The 16,594-nt window shown below is 57.0% G+C and carries 12 protein-coding genes; 6 read left to right on the top strand and 6 right to left on the bottom strand.

Annotation, left to right across the window (positions count from 1 at the left end; translation table 11 throughout):
• Window positions 1–177 precede the first annotated feature (177 nt).
• Window positions 178–2,853, bottom strand: coding sequence for a CRISPR-associated helicase/endonuclease Cas3 (locus tag GJA01_RS06875; RefSeq protein WP_099282316.1), 2,676 nt, complete (start codon window positions 2,851–2,853; stop codon window positions 178–180).
• 160 nt (window positions 2,854–3,013) lie between these two features.
• On the opposite strand from GJA01_RS06875, the gene GJA01_RS06880 reads away from it, so the two are divergent.
• Entirely contained in the window at window positions 3,014–3,592 is a 579-nt protein-coding gene (locus GJA01_RS06880) for a Smr/MutS family protein (protein ID WP_099282318.1), read from the top strand.
• 3 nt (window positions 3,593–3,595) lie between these two features.
• Here GJA01_RS06880 and GJA01_RS06885 read toward each other — a convergent pair whose 3' ends face one another.
• Window positions 3,596–4,684 (bottom strand): hypothetical protein, encoded by a 1,089-nt coding sequence (locus GJA01_RS06885; RefSeq protein WP_010502807.1) that lies wholly within the window; start codon window positions 4,682–4,684, stop codon window positions 3,596–3,598.
• A complete protein-coding gene (gene hemF / locus GJA01_RS06890; RefSeq protein ID WP_062503166.1) occupies window positions 4,684–5,601 on the bottom strand; it encodes an oxygen-dependent coproporphyrinogen oxidase in 918 nt (305 codons plus the stop codon). Before hemF ends, GJA01_RS06885 begins: the two co-directional genes overlap by 1 nt.
• Before the next feature lie 257 nt (window positions 5,602–5,858).
• On the opposite strand from hemF, the gene GJA01_RS06895 reads away from it, so the two are divergent.
• Window positions 5,859–6,749 carry an S-methyl-5'-thioadenosine phosphorylase gene (locus tag GJA01_RS06895; RefSeq protein ID WP_062503164.1) on the top strand — a complete coding sequence of 297 codons (891 nt, stop codon included), beginning with the start codon at window positions 5,859–5,861 and terminating at the stop codon, window positions 6,747–6,749.
• Between the two features lie 46 nt (window positions 6,750–6,795).
• Here the strand turns inward: GJA01_RS06895 and GJA01_RS06900 are convergent, their stop codons facing one another.
• Both GJA01_RS06900 and GJA01_RS06905 read right to left on the bottom strand, forming a co-directional pair.
• The gene (locus tag GJA01_RS06900; RefSeq protein WP_062503162.1) at window positions 6,796–7,182 is read right to left on the bottom strand and encodes a DUF2934 domain-containing protein; all 387 of its coding nucleotides are present in this window, start codon (window positions 7,180–7,182) and stop codon (window positions 6,796–6,798) included.
• A 66-nt stretch (window positions 7,183–7,248) separates the two neighbouring features.
• Complete coding sequence (locus tag GJA01_RS06905) at window positions 7,249–7,923, bottom strand: dienelactone hydrolase family protein (protein ID WP_026017505.1); 675 nt, start codon at window positions 7,921–7,923, stop codon at window positions 7,249–7,251.
• Window positions 7,924–8,004: 81 nt separating this feature from the next.
• On the opposite strand from GJA01_RS06905, the gene GJA01_RS06910 reads away from it, so the two are divergent.
• The 4 genes from GJA01_RS06910 to GJA01_RS06925 all read left to right on the top strand — a co-directional run bounded on the left by GJA01_RS06910 (window position 8,005) and on the right by GJA01_RS06925 (window position 13,491).
• On the top strand, window positions 8,005–8,199 hold the full coding sequence (locus tag GJA01_RS06910; protein WP_062503160.1) for a DUF4169 family protein: 195 nt from the start codon (window positions 8,005–8,007) through the stop codon (window positions 8,197–8,199).
• A gap of 129 nt (window positions 8,200–8,328) precedes the next feature.
• Entirely contained in the window at window positions 8,329–8,619 is a 291-nt protein-coding gene (gene groES / locus GJA01_RS06915) for a co-chaperone GroES (protein WP_023945273.1), read from the top strand.
• 51 nt (window positions 8,620–8,670) lie between these two features.
• Entirely contained in the window at window positions 8,671–10,308 is a 1,638-nt protein-coding gene (groL, locus tag GJA01_RS06920; RefSeq protein ID WP_007282363.1) for a chaperonin GroEL, read from the top strand.
• A 243-nt stretch (window positions 10,309–10,551) separates the two neighbouring features.
• Window positions 10,552–13,491, top strand: coding sequence for a TonB-dependent receptor domain-containing protein (locus tag GJA01_RS06925; protein WP_062503158.1), 2,940 nt, complete (start codon window positions 10,552–10,554; stop codon window positions 13,489–13,491).
• Window positions 13,492–13,562: 71 nt separating this feature from the next.
• On the opposite strand, the gene GJA01_RS06930 is transcribed toward GJA01_RS06925, so the two are convergent.
• Window positions 13,563–16,469: an ATP-dependent DNA helicase gene (locus GJA01_RS06930; protein WP_062503156.1), complete on the bottom strand. Its 2,907-nt coding sequence runs from the start codon at window positions 16,467–16,469 to the stop codon at window positions 13,563–13,565.
• Window positions 16,470–16,594 lie beyond the last annotated feature (125 nt).

A 16,594-nucleotide genomic window follows, 5' to 3' on the forward strand; every position in this document is an offset into this window, starting at 1 on the left:
GTAGAGGCTGAAATCAAAGCTGAGCCACCTCATTTCCGAAAGGTGACAGAACAAACCCTAGAAAGCAATATTGATAATCCATGGTAGAAAATAGAACTTAAAAAATATCCCCGCTTTCGCGGGGAACGCGGGTTAAAGCACCTATCCAAGGTAGGAAATAGAACGGTTCATCCCCGCTTATGCGGGGAACATTAACCCAGTGGCTTTATGATACTGGAGTCTCAAAGCATTGTCATCTTTGTCGCAGGCGGTCCCTTCAAATCCACCTTCCTCCGCCGCAAACAGAACAAGGACCAGAATGTCGTTCACGGCCTCCCGCTCCCAGCGGGGCCAGCAGGCACGGGCGGTTTCAATGGCGGTTTGTAGGCCTTCCGGGGGAGAGCAGGATGTCAGGCGTCTGCGGGCCACGCGGATTTCAGAGAGTGCCCATGCCCGTGCGGGATCGTCGTCGTCTGCGTAAGGGCGAATGATGCCGTTTTTGAGAAGCGCAAGGCGGACCACAACTGTTGGATCGGTTTCCAGTCGTGTGCGGGCCTGCAGGTCGGTATCCCATTGGCCTGTTCCGGGATCATAGGGCTCGCCCGTTTTCAGAACCGTCTGTCGTCCCAACCCCTGGGCGCCGATATTTTTGCCCTGCGTGGTGAGCATTTCTTTTTCAAGCGCAGCGGGAACGCTGTCAGGGGATGTTGAGTCTGCAACCTCTTCAATGATCGGACGAACGTCTTCGGGGGTTCGGAGAATATTGCGTGAAAATAGCGCGCGAGCCGTGCGCCAGAGCAGGGCAGGATCTCGATAAACGGCCGCTGTTCCGGGCAGGACACGGCGGATCCAGTTTGCATCCGGATCCGAAACAGGGGGCGGGGAAATAATATCCAGTTGCGGGGAACTGAGGGGGCGATTGCTGCGATGATGACGCCAGAGGCGCCCCGCTCTCTGGATCAGGAGATCAGCGGGGGCAAGGTCCGTAATGAGGGCATCAAAATCCACGTCCAGAGACTGTTCCAGGATTTGCGAAGAAACGAGAACGCCAGTCCTTTCTTCGGGGGACGACTGTTTGCCAAACTTCCGAAGAATGTCCTGCTCGATTGCAAGTCGGTCCACCATGGCGAAACGGGCGTGGAACAGTTGAACTTTCACGCCTCTGGCACGAAGGGCTTCGGCACTTGCGATGGCGTCATCAACGGTATTGCGGATCCATGCAATGGCAGCGCCGGTGCTAGCGAGGTTCATAATACGGGCTTCAGCTTCGTCCGGGTCTGAAAGCCGGTTGATTGTAACGGTTCTGCCCAGCCCGGGACGTGGTTCACAGGGCGTTTCCATAGGGGGAGCGGTTGTCGAGACCAGTGTGGTCAGAGGGTAATGCGTGTCCTGCAGAGTCGTTCCGGGCAGACCCAGTCCTTTGCGGAATGCGTTCACCAGTGTGGTTCTGAGGGCATGGGACAGGGTTGCGGAGAGAAGGATGACTGAGCCGCCACGAGAGGCGTGAAGAGTCAGAAGTTCCTTCATTTCCTCAGTCATGTATGGGTCAAAGCTGTGAATTTCGTCACAGCACAGGATCTTGTTGCTTAGTCCCTGCCGTCGGACGGTCGTGTAACGGACGGGCAGGACGGCCATGAGAGCCTGGTCGATGGTGCCGATACCGACCTGCGCCAGCAGCGCGCGCCGGTTCTCCGAGGCCAGCCATTCGGAACAGGCGGCCTCGCCGGGTTGCTTCTGATGCTCTGGCGTTGAAAAAGACGGTTTTTCCGAAAGGATTGTTTGCGTGAACCGCTCTGAAAGGCGGGCTTTTCCGTGTGCGAGCGCAAGGGATGGCCGATCCAGGGGATGAAACATTTTCCCGTATGCCGCAGCGACACGATCAAACATTGCATTGGCTGTTGCCATGGTTGGAAGAGCCAGAAAAAGTCCGCTGGCGTGGCCGCGTGCAATCAGCCGATGGGACAGAATCAGGGCCGCTTCCGTTTTGCCGCTCCCGGTCATGTCTTCAATGACGATGAGCGTTGGTCCATCAGGAAGTGGGACGGTTTCAGCCCAGTGCTGCAATGGGGAGAGGGCGTGCTTTTCGAGGTGGGGCAGAAGAGTCTTTGCTGTCTGGAAAGGCGTGGTGCGAACAGACCCAAGTCCTGCCTGTAGAACGGCCTTCTGGGCCTGGGGCAGGGCTTTGTTCCAGAAATAGGCGGAGGGGTCTTTCAGGTCCTGGGGGTTGATATAGGGAAACCATGTATGGTTTGAACCAATCCAGTCTGCTATCGGGAGATATTCCGCGAGGCGCCAGGCGAGACTGTCCATGGCTGCTTCCGTGATGTCTTCCGGGAAGGGGGGCGGCTGGAAAAGAGAGGCCATGACGGTCAGGAAGGATTGGGCTGCTTCCAGAGTTTTTTCTCCAAGAGACATCAGGTTTGCAGGACGTTGGTAGGCTCGGCTGACCGGTTTGCCATGATGACCGGCAACCCCTGTGAAAATCCGGAGTTTTTCCGTTACTGACCAGTCCGGGAAAAGGGTTCGCAACACGGGGTGAGTACTGAGTTGTCCCAGAAGCTGTAAGCCCGCAGCATCGTGTCGTGGACCTGGAGGGAGGGCGGCGGGAGTATGGCCAAGAGCTGCAGGCCAGAGGTCCGGGCGGAGGAACTGGAAGGTTGCTCCCAGTTTGCCGATGTCATGCAGGCTGGCGAGAAAGCCTAGAAGCCGCCGATCCAGAGGTTGATGATTGATAAGAGGGAGCATGCTTTCCGGCAGGCTAATCGCAACGGCTGCCACATCCAGGCAATGTGCGAGGACAGGATGCATGGGGTGGAGAGCCCCGGTTTGCATGTCTGTTTTGGCCCAGAACTGAGCCAGATCCGTCATATCCATTCAATCATGCTCCCATCCGGTCATATCAGACGGGATTGTCTCCGATGAGGCAAGGTCAGGAAATTTGGCCTTTGCCATTGTTCGAGAGCCATGGAAGCAGTTACACGTTTCGCAGGTTTGTGCGGGTTGCGCGATCAGGGTCGGTTCAGAGGAAACATGCGTGGCAAAACGGGTTTTGAAGGAGGAGGAAGTGGCTTTGTGGCGCATGGTCGTGCGCGATATTGCTCCCATGCATCCTGCTCGCGCGAAGCCTGAGCCGCAGCCCGTTTCCCAGAAGATCAAGGAAGACCCAAAGCCGATGAAGGCTCTGTCGGCCGCTGTGACGGTGCCGGAAAGGGAGTTGTCTTTTGGGGCGATGCTTGCGCGCCCGGTGGTTCGCCGGACCCGAGCGCAGGATCTCCGCATTGGGGTTCGTGCACCCGGGCTGGATGATACGAGTTGGAAGCGTCTTTCGCGTGGCAATCTCAAGGTCGATGCCAAGCTGGATCTGCATGGGTATATTGTTCAGGACGCTTTTGATCGCCTGATCGAGTTCATGCATCGCGCCAAGGCCAGAAACTGGCGTTGTGTCGAGGTTGTGACCGGGCTGGGAAGTGGAGCGACGAGCGGCCTGATCCGTCGTGAACTGCCGCTGTGGCTTCAGAGGGCGGATATTCGCCCGATGGTGCTTGCTGTTGTGCATCCGCACGCCGCCAATCATGGCTCCGTGCGGATTTTGCTGCGTACGAAACGGAAGTAGATTTCAGATCGGGCGTGTTTCCTGCCCCAGTCTCCAGCGCGGTGTGTTCATGGCAATCCAGCGCCTCAGGGCGAGGATAGCTCCTATGTCTGGTGTGGCGCGGGACAGGAAGGGAGCAGCGTTATCACCGGCAGCCAGCATGAAATGGTGTTTTTCTGCCCAGCGGTGCACGGTCGGATCAACAGCCGCATCCCAACAGGCTTTCTGCCAGCTTTTGACCAAATCAGGCGGCGTCAACATGGGAAGTGCCACAGTCAGGGCTGTATAGGTGCTGGCCGAGACTGCCTGCCATGCTCTGTAGAGCGCGCCTTCTGGCGGGCGCCTCCGGGCCTGCTGATAGGCCTCAAGGAAGTTCGGAATGCTGTTTGCGCTTGTCTCGGCCAGATCGCCTGTATGATAAAGCGGGACCGTGTCTGGGGGCAGTTTGGCCAGAATGTCCTCAACCGGAACCCCGAGTGTGTAGGGAAGAAGCTGCACGGCATCGACCTGGTTGTTGGCCAACGCGTCCAGCGCATCCTCCGTGCGAACAAAGCCGGAAACAGGGATGGGGCGCAGACCCAGCAGGGTCAGGCCCAGCAATGCATCAAGTTCCGTCCCTGTTGGCCGTGACACGGCGAGACGAACAGGATGATCGTGGAAAAAGCCTTTGAGGCGGCTTTTAAGAGTTTTGTGCAGTTCTGCCCGGGCAATGACCACCGTTGTGGTGTGAGCCGTCAGCAGGGGCGTCCATCGGGTAAAATCATAATGGACGCGTGAATCGCCCGTGAGTGAGGCCAGCAGAACACTTCCCGGTGCAATCAGGGCTGTGCTGCCATCGGGGGCCGTATTGGCGTCAAAGAGGTTTGCCGCCCGTACACCATCCTGACCGATGTCAGGTGTGATTTCGAGTGGTGCATCCAGGCCTAGCGTATGAGAAATGACGCCCGCGGCCAGTTCTGCAAACTGACCCTGTATGGAGGCCAGTGTTCCACCAAGGAGGAGGCGGGCATCAGAAATATCTGCGGCCTGAGCCCCCGCCAACGGTATGGCGCTTCCGGCACCGAGCAGGGCCAGCCCTTTCAGGCAGTCACGGCGGGTCGGAGAATGGGGCATCACGGCCAGCGGACTTCCGGTGGCATGCTCATCAGGATTGCTTCCGTGTTGCCGCCTGTTTTCAGGCCAAACAGGGTTCCGCGATCATGGAGCAGATTGAATTCGACGTAGCGACCACGGCGAATGAGCTGGGCTTCCCGGTCTGCTTCTGTCCAGGGATTGAACATGCGACGGCGGACCACGGCGGGGTAGGCGTCGTGGAAAGCCATCCCCACGTCCTTTGTGAAGGCAAAGTCGCCTTCCAGGCTGCCGGTCGAGAACTGATCGTAGAAGATGCCACCCAGGCCGCGGGGTTCGTCACGGTGATGGAGATGGAAGTAGCGGTCACACCATTCCTTGAAGCGCGGATAGTGTTCCGGATCATGCTTGTTGCACGCGGCTTCAAACATCTTGTGGAAGTAGTCCGCGTCACTGCGGGCTTCGGCGCTGTCAGGGAACATTGGCGTAATGTCGCCACCGCCGCCAAACCAGCCCTTGGTCGTGATGATCATGCGCGTATTGAAATGCGCGGCACTGACATGGGGATTGCAGGGGTGCGCGACGAGAGAAACGCCTGTTGCAAAGAAGCGTGGGTCTTCCGATGCACCGGGAATGTTTTTGCGGAATTCGGGAGAGAACTCACCCCAGACCGTGGAGACGTTGACGCCCACTTTCTCGAAGACACGGCCCCGCATGACGGACATGACGCCACCGCCACCTTCCGGTCGGCTCCATGCGGTACGGGTGAAGCGACCGGCTTCCGTGCGGTCCCGGAGAACCTGTGAGCAACCTTCGACGGCCTCGTCTTCGAGTTGCTCGTAGGACGCGCAGATCCGGTCCCGGAGAGTTTCAAACCAGGCTTTCGCCTCACGCTTTAGCGTATCATGAGGCACATCCGGGCGAACGAGTTCAGCAAAATCGGGGCTGATCTGGTCCATTTTTCTCTCCCCTACCATCCTGGGTACAAAATCACGTTACGTGGGATGTCCTAGCAAATCGCGCTTGATACGAACAGTTGGTTGGTTGCATGTCTGCTGCGGCTCTGTGGCGTGATGATGGCAGAGAGTGTCTTGCCGCTTCGTAAATATGAAACCGTTTTTTGCACCGGGCTGAGCAGCAGAGGCTTGCGCAGGACTTCGGTCTCGTGTTCCTGAACGATCCTCAAACATGTTCATCAGGGGCGGATTGAACACTCATGTCTTCGGAAACAGAAATTCAGCCGGTTATCGGCGTCATCGGCGGCTCTGGCCTGTATGATATTGATGGTCTGGAAAACAAGGAATGGCGCCGGGTTGAAACGCCCTGGGGCGAAACATCCGACGAACTGCTTTTCGGAACGTTCGAAGGCGTAAAATGCGTCTTCCTGCCGCGTCATGGTCGTGGGCATCCGATCCCGCCGTCACGTCTTAACTTTCGTGCAAATATTGACGCTCTGAAGCGCTCGGGTGTGACGGATATTCTGTCGCTCTCAGCTGTGGGTTCTTTGAAAGAAGAATTGCCACCGGGCCGTTTCGTGCTCGTCGATCAGTTCATTGATCGCAGCTTTGCGCGCGAAAAGAGCTTCTTTGAGACGGGATGTGTGGCGCATGTTGGCATGGCTGATCCGGTCTCCGGACGTCTGCTGGATGTTTTGGAAGCGGAGTCCCGCAAGCTCGATATTCCGGTGACGCGCGGTGGCACTTACATCGTCATGGAAGGCCCGCAGTTCTCAACGCGTGCCGAGAGTGAGCTTTATCGGTCCTGGGGGTGTTCGGTCGTGGGCATGACCAACATGCCGGAAGCGAAACTCGCCCGTGAAGCCGAGATGACCTATGCGACGGTTGCGATGGTCACGGATTATGACTGCTGGCACACCGAGCATGACAGTGTCACGGTCGAGGCTGTTGTGAAGGTCATGAAGGGGAATGCGGATAATGCCCGTCGCCTCGTGAAGGCTGTGATTCCCGTTCTGGGGCAGAAGCGCCCGCTGGATCTTTCCGCCGAGCGTGCGCTCGATTTTGCGATCATTACTGCGCCTGAAAAGCGTGACCCGGCGCTGGTCGCCAAGCTGGATGCTGTTGCAGGTCGTGTTCTGAAGAAGGTCTGATGTGTCTGCCGCCCGTTTTTCAGACGGGCGGCAACAGGGACGGTGATCAGGGACCTTCCTGCTTTTCATCAATCTGGGCATATCCCGGTTGACCGGCATCAGTGCTGGGATCATTCATCAGTTCGCGCTCTTCTTTCCGGTCTGCAACGGGGAAGTGGCGCTGATCACCCTGATCCGTACTGCGCTCGGGAAATTCTCCAAGATTTTCCTGAAGTCTCGGATCCTCTATCTGGATATCGGCCAGTTCTGGCGGCGGCAGGTCCTCAACAGGGATGCCTTCCGGTACACCTTTGATGGAAATCAGATCTGTTGCTTTGTCCAGATAGGCTTCCGGGCCGCCGTCAGGTTTGCCGTCGGCTTCCCAGAGGAGCTTGGCTTCACGACGGATGGCGGCATCGCGTTTTGGATCGGCTTCAAGCGGATTGCTGCTCATAATCAAAACTCCTGAATAGGGTAGGAATGCTTCAAAGAGGTCCGTGTCGTTATATCGCTACGGACGTTATGCTCTCTTGAGATGATGTTTCAGGAAGGCAACGCTTCGGCTCCAGGCAAGATCACGTGCATCCTGATTAAAGCTGGATCGTTCCGGACAACCGAAGCCGTGACCGGCTTGATCGTAGAGGAAAACCTCCACTTCAGAGCGTGCTGCCCGGATTTTTTGAACATCGGCTGGGGGAATGGATGCGTCTTCACCGCCGAAATGAAGCTGTGTCGGGCAATGGGGAGCCGTATCGCAATGATTGGCAATGCCGCCGCCATACCAGCCAACGGCAGCATTGAAATGATGCGTCCGTGTTGCTGCAAGCCAGGCGATCAGGCCACCCCAACAGAAGCCAAGGACACCCACAGGACGTTGATCATCATTTTCACGCAGTTTTTCGGCACAGGCTGCGAGGTCCTGCTGGATCAGGTCCGGTGAAATTCCGCTGCGAAACTCCAGGCCTTCCTTCAGGCCTGCTTCGTTATAGGCGAGAACCGTATGGGGTTTGACCCGGTCAAATAAAGCCGGGGCGAGGACATGGAAACCCTGTTGTGCCAGTTCCGAACAGACCTCCCGGATATGTCCGGTCAGGCCAAAGATTTCCTGTACCACAACGATCGAGCGGGGGGACTCGGGGGAGCCGGTTTCCCAGGCTTCAAATTCATGTCCGTCAGCCGCCTTGAGGCGGATCATGTGACCTTCGGTCTTCTCTTGGGAATGCTTGTGGTCCATTGATTTCTGTCCAGTCTCTGTAACGCCGGAAAGGCAGGTGCCATGAGCGACGTCATCAATCTCCGTCGGGAACGCAAACGCCGCAAGTCTGTTGAGGATGCGAAGGACGCTGAAACCAATCGTCGTCTATTCGGGCGGACTAAGGGGCAAAAAATGGCAGATTCTCTTGAGAAGAAGCGCCTCAAAACCCTTTTGGACGGCAAGAAAATTTTTTCCCTGAAGGATGATGGTTCTTGACGAAAACAGTCGTTGGGACTACCTCTCTTGGCACTCTCGATGTGGGAGTGCTAACTGCGCTGCAGTCATTGAGCGCGTAACCCGGCCGCGTCGCTTTGTAGAAGGGCACGGCCTAAAATGGAGCAATCCATGACGACTTTTCGTCCCTTGCATGACCGCGTTGTGGTCCGTCGCCTGACTGGTGAAGAGAAGACCGCTGGCGGCATCATCATCCCTGACACCGCTAAGGACAAGCCGACCGAAGGCGAAGTCGTTTCCGTAGGCCCAGGCGCCCGGAACGAGCAGGGCCAGATCGTGGCTCTCGACGTCAAGGCTGGTGACAAGGTGCTGTTCGGCAAGTGGTCCGGCACCGAGGTGAAGATCGACGGCGAAGAGCTGCTGATCATGAAAGAGAGCGACATCATGGGTGTGATCGGCTGAACAGCCGTCCCCGTTTCCTCTCATTAAAAGACCTCAACAGGAGATAAGAACATGGCTGCCAAGGACGTAAAGTTTGGTGCCGATGCCCGCGACCGTATGCTGCGTGGCGTTGATATTCTTGCGAATGCCGTCAAGGTAACGCTGGGCCCGAAGGGTCGTAACGTTGTTCTCGACAAGAGCTTCGGCGCGCCGCGTATCACCAAGGACGGTGTCTCTGTCGCCAAGGAAATCGAACTGGCTGACAAGTTCGAGAACATGGGCGCTCAGATGGTGCGCGAAGTCGCATCCAAGACGAACGACCTCGCCGGTGACGGCACGACGACCTCCACGGTTCTCGCACAGGCTATCATCCGTGAAGGTGCCAAGGCTGTTGCCGCTGGCATGAACCCGATGGACCTGAAGCGCGGCATCGACAAGGCTGTTGGCGTTGTTGTTGAAGAGCTGAAGAAGAACAGCAAGAAGATGACGTCCCCTGAGGAAATCGCTCAGGTCGGTACGATCTCTTCCAACGGTGAGCGCGAAATCGGTGAGATGATCTCCTCTGCCATGCAGAAGGTCGGCTCCGAAGGTGTCATCACGGTTGAAGAAGCCAAGGGTCTGCACACGGAACTCGACGTCGTCGAGGGTATGCAGTTCGACCGCGGCTACATCTCCCCGTACTTCGTGACGAACCCGGAGAAGATGACGGCCGATCTCGATGCGCCGTACATCCTGATCCACGAAAAGAAGCTTTCCTCGCTTCAGCCAATGCTGCCGCTGCTTGAGAGCGTTGTGCAGTCTGGTCGTCCGCTGATGATCATCGCTGAAGACGTTGATGGCGAAGCCCTTGCCACGCTGGTCGTGAACAAGCTGCGTGGTGGTCTGAAGATCGCTGCCGTCAAGGCTCCGGGCTTCGGTGACCGTCGCAAGGCCATGCTGGAAGACATCGCGATCCTGACGGGTGGCCAGGTCATTTCCGAAGACATCGGGATCAAGCTGGAATCCGTTACCCTCGACATGCTGGGCCGCGCCAAGAAGGTTCACATCGAGAAGGAAAACACCACGATCGTCGAAGGCGCTGGCAACAGCGAAGACATCAAGGGTCGTTGCAACCAGATCCGTGCGCAGGTCGAAGAAACGACGTCTGACTACGACCGTGAGAAGCTCCAGGAGCGTCTGGCCAAGCTGGCTGGTGGCGTTGCCGTCATCCGCGTCGGTGGCAGCACCGAAGTGGAAGTGAAGGAACGCAAGGACCGCGTTGACGATGCGCTGCACGCAACCCGCGCTGCTGTTGAAGAAGGTATCGTTCCGGGTGGTGGTACGGCTCTTGCCCGCGCTTCTGTCGCTCTGAAGGGCCTGACCTTCGACAACGATGACCAGCGCATCGGTGGTGAGATCGTTCGCAAGGCACTTCAGACGCCGCTGCGTCAGATCGCTGAGAATGCTGGTGAAGACGGCGCCGTGATCGCTGGCAAGGTGCTCGAGAACGACACTTACAACTTCGGTTTTGATGCTCAGAACGCTGAGTACAAGGACCTTGTTGCTGCTGGCATCATCGATCCGACGAAGGTTGTCCGTACGGCTCTACAGGATGCCGCTTCGGTGGGTGGTCTGCTGATCACGACGGAAGCTATGGTTGCCGAACGCCCAGAGAAGAAGGCTCCGGCCGCTCCGGGTGGAATGGGCGGCATGGGCGACATGGATTTCTAATCCGATCGCACTTGATTTTCGCCCCGTTTCAGGGGCGGGAATTGCGTCAGAACATTACAGGAAAGGCCGGTCCACGCAGGTGGGGCGGCCTTTTTTGATATGTGCAGGGCGCATATGTGACCCTTATGCAACGCCTGTCACAGAACTATCATGTTACGCCCGTAACCACGGTAACTTGGGGTGACATTTGCGTAACGACCTGTCTAAAGGACTCCACCGCCTTTAGAAGGATTTCGTTTCACTATGATCGTATCGCGTCGCAATACGTTACTTTGCGCATCGGTGCTGGGGATGGGAGCGCTTTCGAGCGTGGCTCATGCTGCAACCGAAAGCACCCATACGTCCTCACATGTGCGCCACAAGACTGTGACCCATAGTCCGGTGCGTTCTGCTGCGACGCCTGCAACAACAGCACCGGCATCGGTGATTCGTCCCGTAGCGGCTCCGCAGTTTAATGCGCCTGTAGCGGTCAACCGAAGCCATGCCGTCCGTTCCATTGATTCAGCAACGCAGGAAAGTGTTGTTGTCACCGGTTCGGCTCTGAGCACGTCCAATAACTCGAATGCCAATCCGGTCCAGATCGTGACCAGCAAGCAGATCGAGCAAACGGGTGCCACCACGCTTGGTGATTACCTGCAGCGTCTGCCATCCGTTGGTTCTTCAGGAACAACGAACAGCCAGACAAATGGCACGGCCGGCGTGTCCTGTATTGATCTGCGCAACCTTGGTCAGAAGCGTGTTCTCGTCCTGATTGATGGCAAACGCGCTGCCATGGATGGTTCTGCCAGCTGCTTCGACATGAACACCATCAACGTTCATCAGGTGGCAAGCGTCGAAATCCTCAAGGATGGTGGGTCCGAGCTTTATGGTGCTGACGCTGTATCGGGCGTTATAAACATCAAGCTGAAGCATAATCTGGATGACGCGAACATCACGGTTCGTGGTGGCATTACTGATCGTGGCGATGGCCAAACGGGCATGATTTCCGGCTACAAAGGCTGGAACTTCGATCATGGCAAGGGCAACGTCACGATCTCTGGTTCTTACATGACCCAGAGCGGGATCCGTCAAAATAGCCGTGACTGGGCCAATCCGGTTGTTTCCGGACTGATTGCGCCGGGTGGTTCGCCGACTTACGGGTCATCCATTCCAACTGCCGGACGCTTTATTACCGATAGCGCGGATAATGTTCCGAATGGTGATGGCACGTTCCATAATTTCAGTAAGGCTGATCGTTACAATTACGGCAACGATCAGAATCTGACAAACTCCCTTCAGGATGCCACGCTGTCGTTTGACGCACATTATGATGTGAACCGTCACTTCACGCCGTATGGCAACTTCCTGTACTCGCATCGTAATTCAAATGCGGAAATGGCGCCGATTCCGGTGTCAGGCAGCATTTATCCGTCAACGATGCCAGTCGCCATTACCATTCCGGGCAGCGCGCCGTACAATACGCTTGGCGAAGATGCCACGATGTACAAGCGTCTGGGTGAATGGGGAAACCGCGTCAGCCAGACTGCAACCGATACATATACGGCCAAGATTGGTGCTGAGGGTGAGATCACCCACGGCTGGAAATATGACCTCTCCTACACTTACGGGTGGAACCAGGTCATGTCCCAGACATCCGGTGTTGGTAACTACTCCAGGCTTCTCGATACCTATGGCCTCGCCGCTGCCGAACCCGGCAATCCGGACAGTGCGCTGGTTTATAACCCGTCGGTCTGTAATGCAGCCGCTGGTTGCACGCTTTCCAATCCGTTCAACAAGCTGTCTCCGCAGGCTGCCGAGTACTCAAACTACACGTCGCATGATCATTACTACTACCAGCTTCGCGACCTGAACCTGCGTATCAATAACAACCATGTCGTTCACATGCCGTGGAAGAACGGTGGTGACCTTGGTATCGCGCTGGGCATGGAGCATCGTGGTGAGCAGCTGGCATATCATCCTGATGCGATGGTGCAGGCTGGCAACACGCTGACGAACTCCGCGTCCTATACGGGTGGCGGCTTCAACGTTACTGAAGGTTACCTGGAAGGTAAGGCAACGCTGTTGCATAACGCCTTCCTCGCCAAGGACCTGACGATTGACGGTCAGGGCCGTTACTCATCCTACAATACATTTGGTAGCACCAAGAACTGGAAAGCGTCCATTAACTGGGCTCCGGTCCAGGACATCCGCTTCCGTGCGACGTTAGGAACGTCTTACCGTCAGCCGAACGTCTATGAGCTGTTTGGTGGTCAGTCCCTAGGATATGCATCCGCCACGGATCCATGTGACAGCGGACAGGTTGGTACCTACGGTGGTATGACGCCAATTGTTGCTGCAAACTGCGCCAGACAGGGTATTAACAGCAGCAACTTTGTCTCTGCTTCTTCAAGTCAGGTTCCGACACTTTTCGGTGGCAACAGCAAGCTGAGGCCTGAGACCGGTCGGACCTACACGTTTGGTACGACAGTTACTCCACGCTGGATTCCGGGCCTGTCGGCTTCCGTGGAATACTGGCACTACACGCTCAAGAACATGATTTCTTATCTGAGCAGCCAGTACATCATGAACCAGTGCTACACGGGTGCAAACACGTCATACTGCAATGACATTACCCGCGTTGGCAGCACAAACCAGCTGAACTCCGTGACGGCGCTGTATGACAATATTGGTGGCCTGAAGACGAGTGGTATTGATTTCGATCTTGACTACCGTATCCGCGTTACATCCCATGATGTCCTGTCGCTGACCAATAATTTCCAGCAGCTCGTCAGCTATCTCCAGCAGAACGAAGTCGGTGGCAAGTGGTATAACTATGCTGGCCGCATGTTCTACAACAACGGCACAGGCAATCCGCGTGTTCGTGATTATGCGACAGTCGGCTGGCAGCATGGTCCGTTCGGTGTAACGTACATGATGAGCTACATGGGCGGTATGCGCTGGAACGATACGGAAAGCGATGTTGCCCGCTCTGCTTCTGGTCGCACCAAGACCCCTGGCATCTTCTCTCACGACGTGACGGTAACGTATCGTTGGAAGAAGTGGAACTTCCAAGGTGGTGTGCAGAACCTCTTCGACAAGAAGCCACCATTCGTTTCTGGTGGAACGGATAACAGTGCAGCCGCTCTTTACGGCAACCTGTATCAGGGCCGTTACGTCTTCCTTCAGGCAGGCGTGAACTTCTGATCTTCAGGCTCTCTGAAGACACGAAAAAGGCGGTGGAATTTCCACCGCCTTTTTTTATGCTTTGCTTGGTTCTAGTTTTCCGAAGAAACCGAGGAAGGGGAGGTCAAGAACGCTCCAATATCCTTCAATGTTTCCACAAGACTAAGGCGTCGGACTTCGACGCCTTCGGGGAACGCTGAGAGGAGGCGGGAAGGCATGCGGCGATCCAGCATGACGAAAACGCCTCTGTCATCGCCTCGTCTGATTAATCGGCCGAAAGCCTGCCTGAGGCGCATTCTGGTGATGCGGTCGTCATAATCGCTAGGACGGCCTTCCGAGAGCAGGCGTCGGCGTTCCCGATGAAGAATGTCGGGGCGAGGCCAAGGCGTTTTTTCAAACACTACCATCCGCAGGGCTTCTCCCGGCACATCGACGCCATCGCGCATGGCGTCTGTTCCAAGCAGGCAGCTATGGGTTTCGGTGCGAAAGACGTCCACCAGGGTTGCGTTATCCATTGCATCCACATGCTGGGCGTAGAGAGGGAAGCCCTGTGTTTCCAGCGGTTCGCTAATCCGTTTGTGGACTTCTCGCAGTCTTCGGATTGCCGTGAAAAGCCCTAACGCGCCTCCACCCGCAGTCTCGAACAGGGCACGAAAGGCGTGGGCCAGAGACGCGATTTCAACTGAGACGTCTGTGACGACATAAGCGCGCGTCTGCTTTGCGTAGTCGAACGGACTCATGAGCGACGCCCGGATTGGCGGCTTCATGAAATGCGTGGCGCCCAGGCGAAGTTCGGCGGCATGCCAGCTTTCTTCTCCGTCCTCAGGGCCAGTTTGATCCCGAAGCGTGGCGGAGGTTAGCAGAAGGCCATGAGCCGGTGTCTGGATGGTAGATGCGAATGGAATGGTTGGGTCGAGCCAGTGCCGATACAGCCCAACATCGTGGTCACCCTGAGTAGCTCGGGTTCGAGGCAATCGCTCGGTGCGTATGAAGTCGATATGGACGGGTGTGATGTCGGCTTCCGGAGGTGTTTGCAGAGCATCCAGCATCCCTACCCATCCTGTCACGCGACTAATGGCGCGACGATGAAGTGTACGAATGAAGGCTTCTATCCGCTGGCGCGTTGGGGCTTCCATTTCGGGATCATCTTCGACCTGGGCTTCAAGCCGTTTGGTCAGAAGGATCAGCGGCTCCTGCAAGCGGCGGAGCGCACGGGAAAGATCCTCAGCAGTTTTTTGGACGGCATCATTTGTCGGATGAAGATCGCACTCCGTGGAGATGTATCCGGTTTCATGCTGCGGGTTCTGAGACCTGCGCGCCTTAAGCTGTTGATCCAAGGCCTGAAGGAACAGTTCCGCAGGATTGTCGAGTTCGGGTTCCTCCAGTGGCAGAAGGGATGGAGCGTCCTCTTCGGCAAGAGAAGCGTCCGGACCACTTTTCAGTCGCGTACTCCAGCCGGGAGCCGGAAGAGCGCGTGCAGCTTGCAGGACGGCATGCAGCGGGGCGTCAATAGCAGGGATGCGTTCGACAAGATCATCCAGTCGTCGCAAAAGCCCTCGCGCGCGCGATCGGCTACCTTCCGCACCCAGGAGCCATCGTCTCAGTTCAGCAGCTTCTAGGCCTGAGAGAACGGTTGCAAAAGCACTATCGGCGGCTTCTGGAACATGATGGCCTTCGTCAAAAACATAGCGCGTGGGGGCTGCGTCTTCGTCCGGCAGGCCCGGAGGAGCCAGGGAAGCCCAGGCGGCCTGAGACATGACGAGGGCGTGGTTGGCCACAACCAGATCGGCTTGTCTTGCCCGGCGGATGCCGTGTTCCACGAAGCAGGCCTGATAGTGCGGGCAGGCAGCATGGATACACTCGCCACGTCGATCAGCAACGCCGTAGAGCGTACCGTGTCCGAAGAGTTCCCCGAACCAGCCCGGCAGATCGCCACCCATCAGATCGCCATCGCGGCTGGCCTCTGCCCAGCGGGCAAGAAGGGCGAGGGGCAGGAGGGCTGTTGCGCCGTCGTTTCCACGGGATGTGGCGGTATTGAGAAGATCTTCCATGTTCAGAAGGCAGAGATAATTCTCACGGCCTTTGCGAACGACGACCTTTTGCCGAAGGGTGGTCTCATCGGGATAGAGGCGATGAAGTTCCTGTTCGATCTGTCGCTGAAGATGACGCGTATAGGTGCTGACCCAGACGGCACCGTCATTCTGCTCGGCCCAGAGGCTTGAGGGCGCGATGTATCCCAGTGTCTTGCCAGTGCCTGTTCCGGCTTCTGCTAAAACGACGTTGGGTGAACCCAACGTTTCCCGAGGCTCAAAAGCGGATGTTGCGACTGATGCAAAATCAGCCTGACCGGGACGTTCTTCCGCGCCTTCACCTAAAATCTGACGTAGTCTTTCGCGTGCTGCACGGGGAGAGACGGGTTGACTGCTGGGTGCAGGACGAGGAGCTGTTTCCTCCCAGCGGGGGAGGCGTCTCCAGATGCGGACGGCATCGAAAGGATGCGCACTGCCCGGGTCTGAGGCAGAGCCAATGGCGTCTGCAACTTCGCCACTCCAGATCCAGTCAGCGCGGGTGAGGGGGAGCAGAAGCGCACGAAGACGCGCGCCTTCCTGGGTGTCCGCTTTGGCGCGCAACCGGCTGAGAAGATTTTCGCATAGAAGAGGAAGAAGATCGGCCGTTACGGTTTCGGGAGGTGTTAGCCCGAGTGCAATGGCCAATCCTCGTGGGGTGGGTGCCACGGTTGTCGCTGGAAGGACGAACAGGAACAGGTCCAGAAGGTCGAACCAGGGAACCGGCTGTGACAGAGGTGTCAGGTCCAGTGCCCGGAGAGCTGCTGGCCCGTGCACCAGAAGGGGTGGGGGAAGTTGCGATAATTTTTCCCGCGCGTCTTCGGCGGACAGATCCAGCAGTTCTCCGTCTGGTGTCAGAAGAGACGACAGGCCCCGCCTTGCAATCAGGGCGGGAGCATCAAATGGCGACGGAAAAGAGGGAGCTGATGGCATCCCCTTCAGTCTAGCGGGAAGGTGCGGAGGGGGCGAGAGATTTCGGGAACAGATCGTGAAAGGAAAGGCGGGCGGCTAGAGCCGGGTCGTCAAAAATGGATTTTGACATATTTCGTCACCATTTG

Origin of the sequence: Gluconobacter japonicus (assembly GCF_002723975.1) — a bacterium.
GTDB classification, from domain to species: Bacteria; Pseudomonadota; Alphaproteobacteria; order Acetobacterales; family Acetobacteraceae; genus Gluconobacter; species Gluconobacter japonicus.

Bases quoted from the DNA above. Each gene is read 5' to 3' on its own strand.
- GJA01_RS06875 (WP_099282316.1), bottom strand. From the start codon at position 2,853: ATGGATATGACGGATCTGGCTCAGTTCTGGGCCAAAACAGACATGCAA.
- GJA01_RS06885 (WP_010502807.1), bottom strand. From the start codon at position 4,684: ATGCCCCATTCTCCGACCCGCCGTGACTGCCTGAAAGGGCTGGCCCTG.
- hemF (WP_062503166.1), bottom strand. From the start codon at position 5,601: ATGGACCAGATCAGCCCCGATTTTGCTGAACTCGTTCGCCCGGATGTG.
- GJA01_RS06895 (WP_062503164.1), top strand. From the start codon at position 5,859: ATGTCTTCGGAAACAGAAATTCAGCCGGTTATCGGCGTCATCGGCGGC.
- GJA01_RS06900 (WP_062503162.1), bottom strand. From the start codon at position 7,182: ATGAGCAGCAATCCGCTTGAAGCCGATCCAAAACGCGATGCCGCCATC.
- GJA01_RS06905 (WP_026017505.1), bottom strand. From the start codon at position 7,923: ATGATCCGCCTCAAGGCGGCTGACGGACATGAATTTGAAGCCTGGGAA.
- GJA01_RS06910 (WP_062503160.1), top strand. From the start codon at position 8,005: ATGAGCGACGTCATCAATCTCCGTCGGGAACGCAAACGCCGCAAGTCT.
- groES (WP_023945273.1), top strand. From the start codon at position 8,329: ATGACGACTTTTCGTCCCTTGCATGACCGCGTTGTGGTCCGTCGCCTG.
- groL (WP_007282363.1), top strand. From the start codon at position 8,671: ATGGCTGCCAAGGACGTAAAGTTTGGTGCCGATGCCCGCGACCGTATG.
- GJA01_RS06925 (WP_062503158.1), top strand. From the start codon at position 10,552: ATGATCGTATCGCGTCGCAATACGTTACTTTGCGCATCGGTGCTGGGG.
- GJA01_RS06930 (WP_062503156.1), bottom strand. From the start codon at position 16,469: ATGCCATCAGCTCCCTCTTTTCCGTCGCCATTTGATGCTCCCGCCCTG.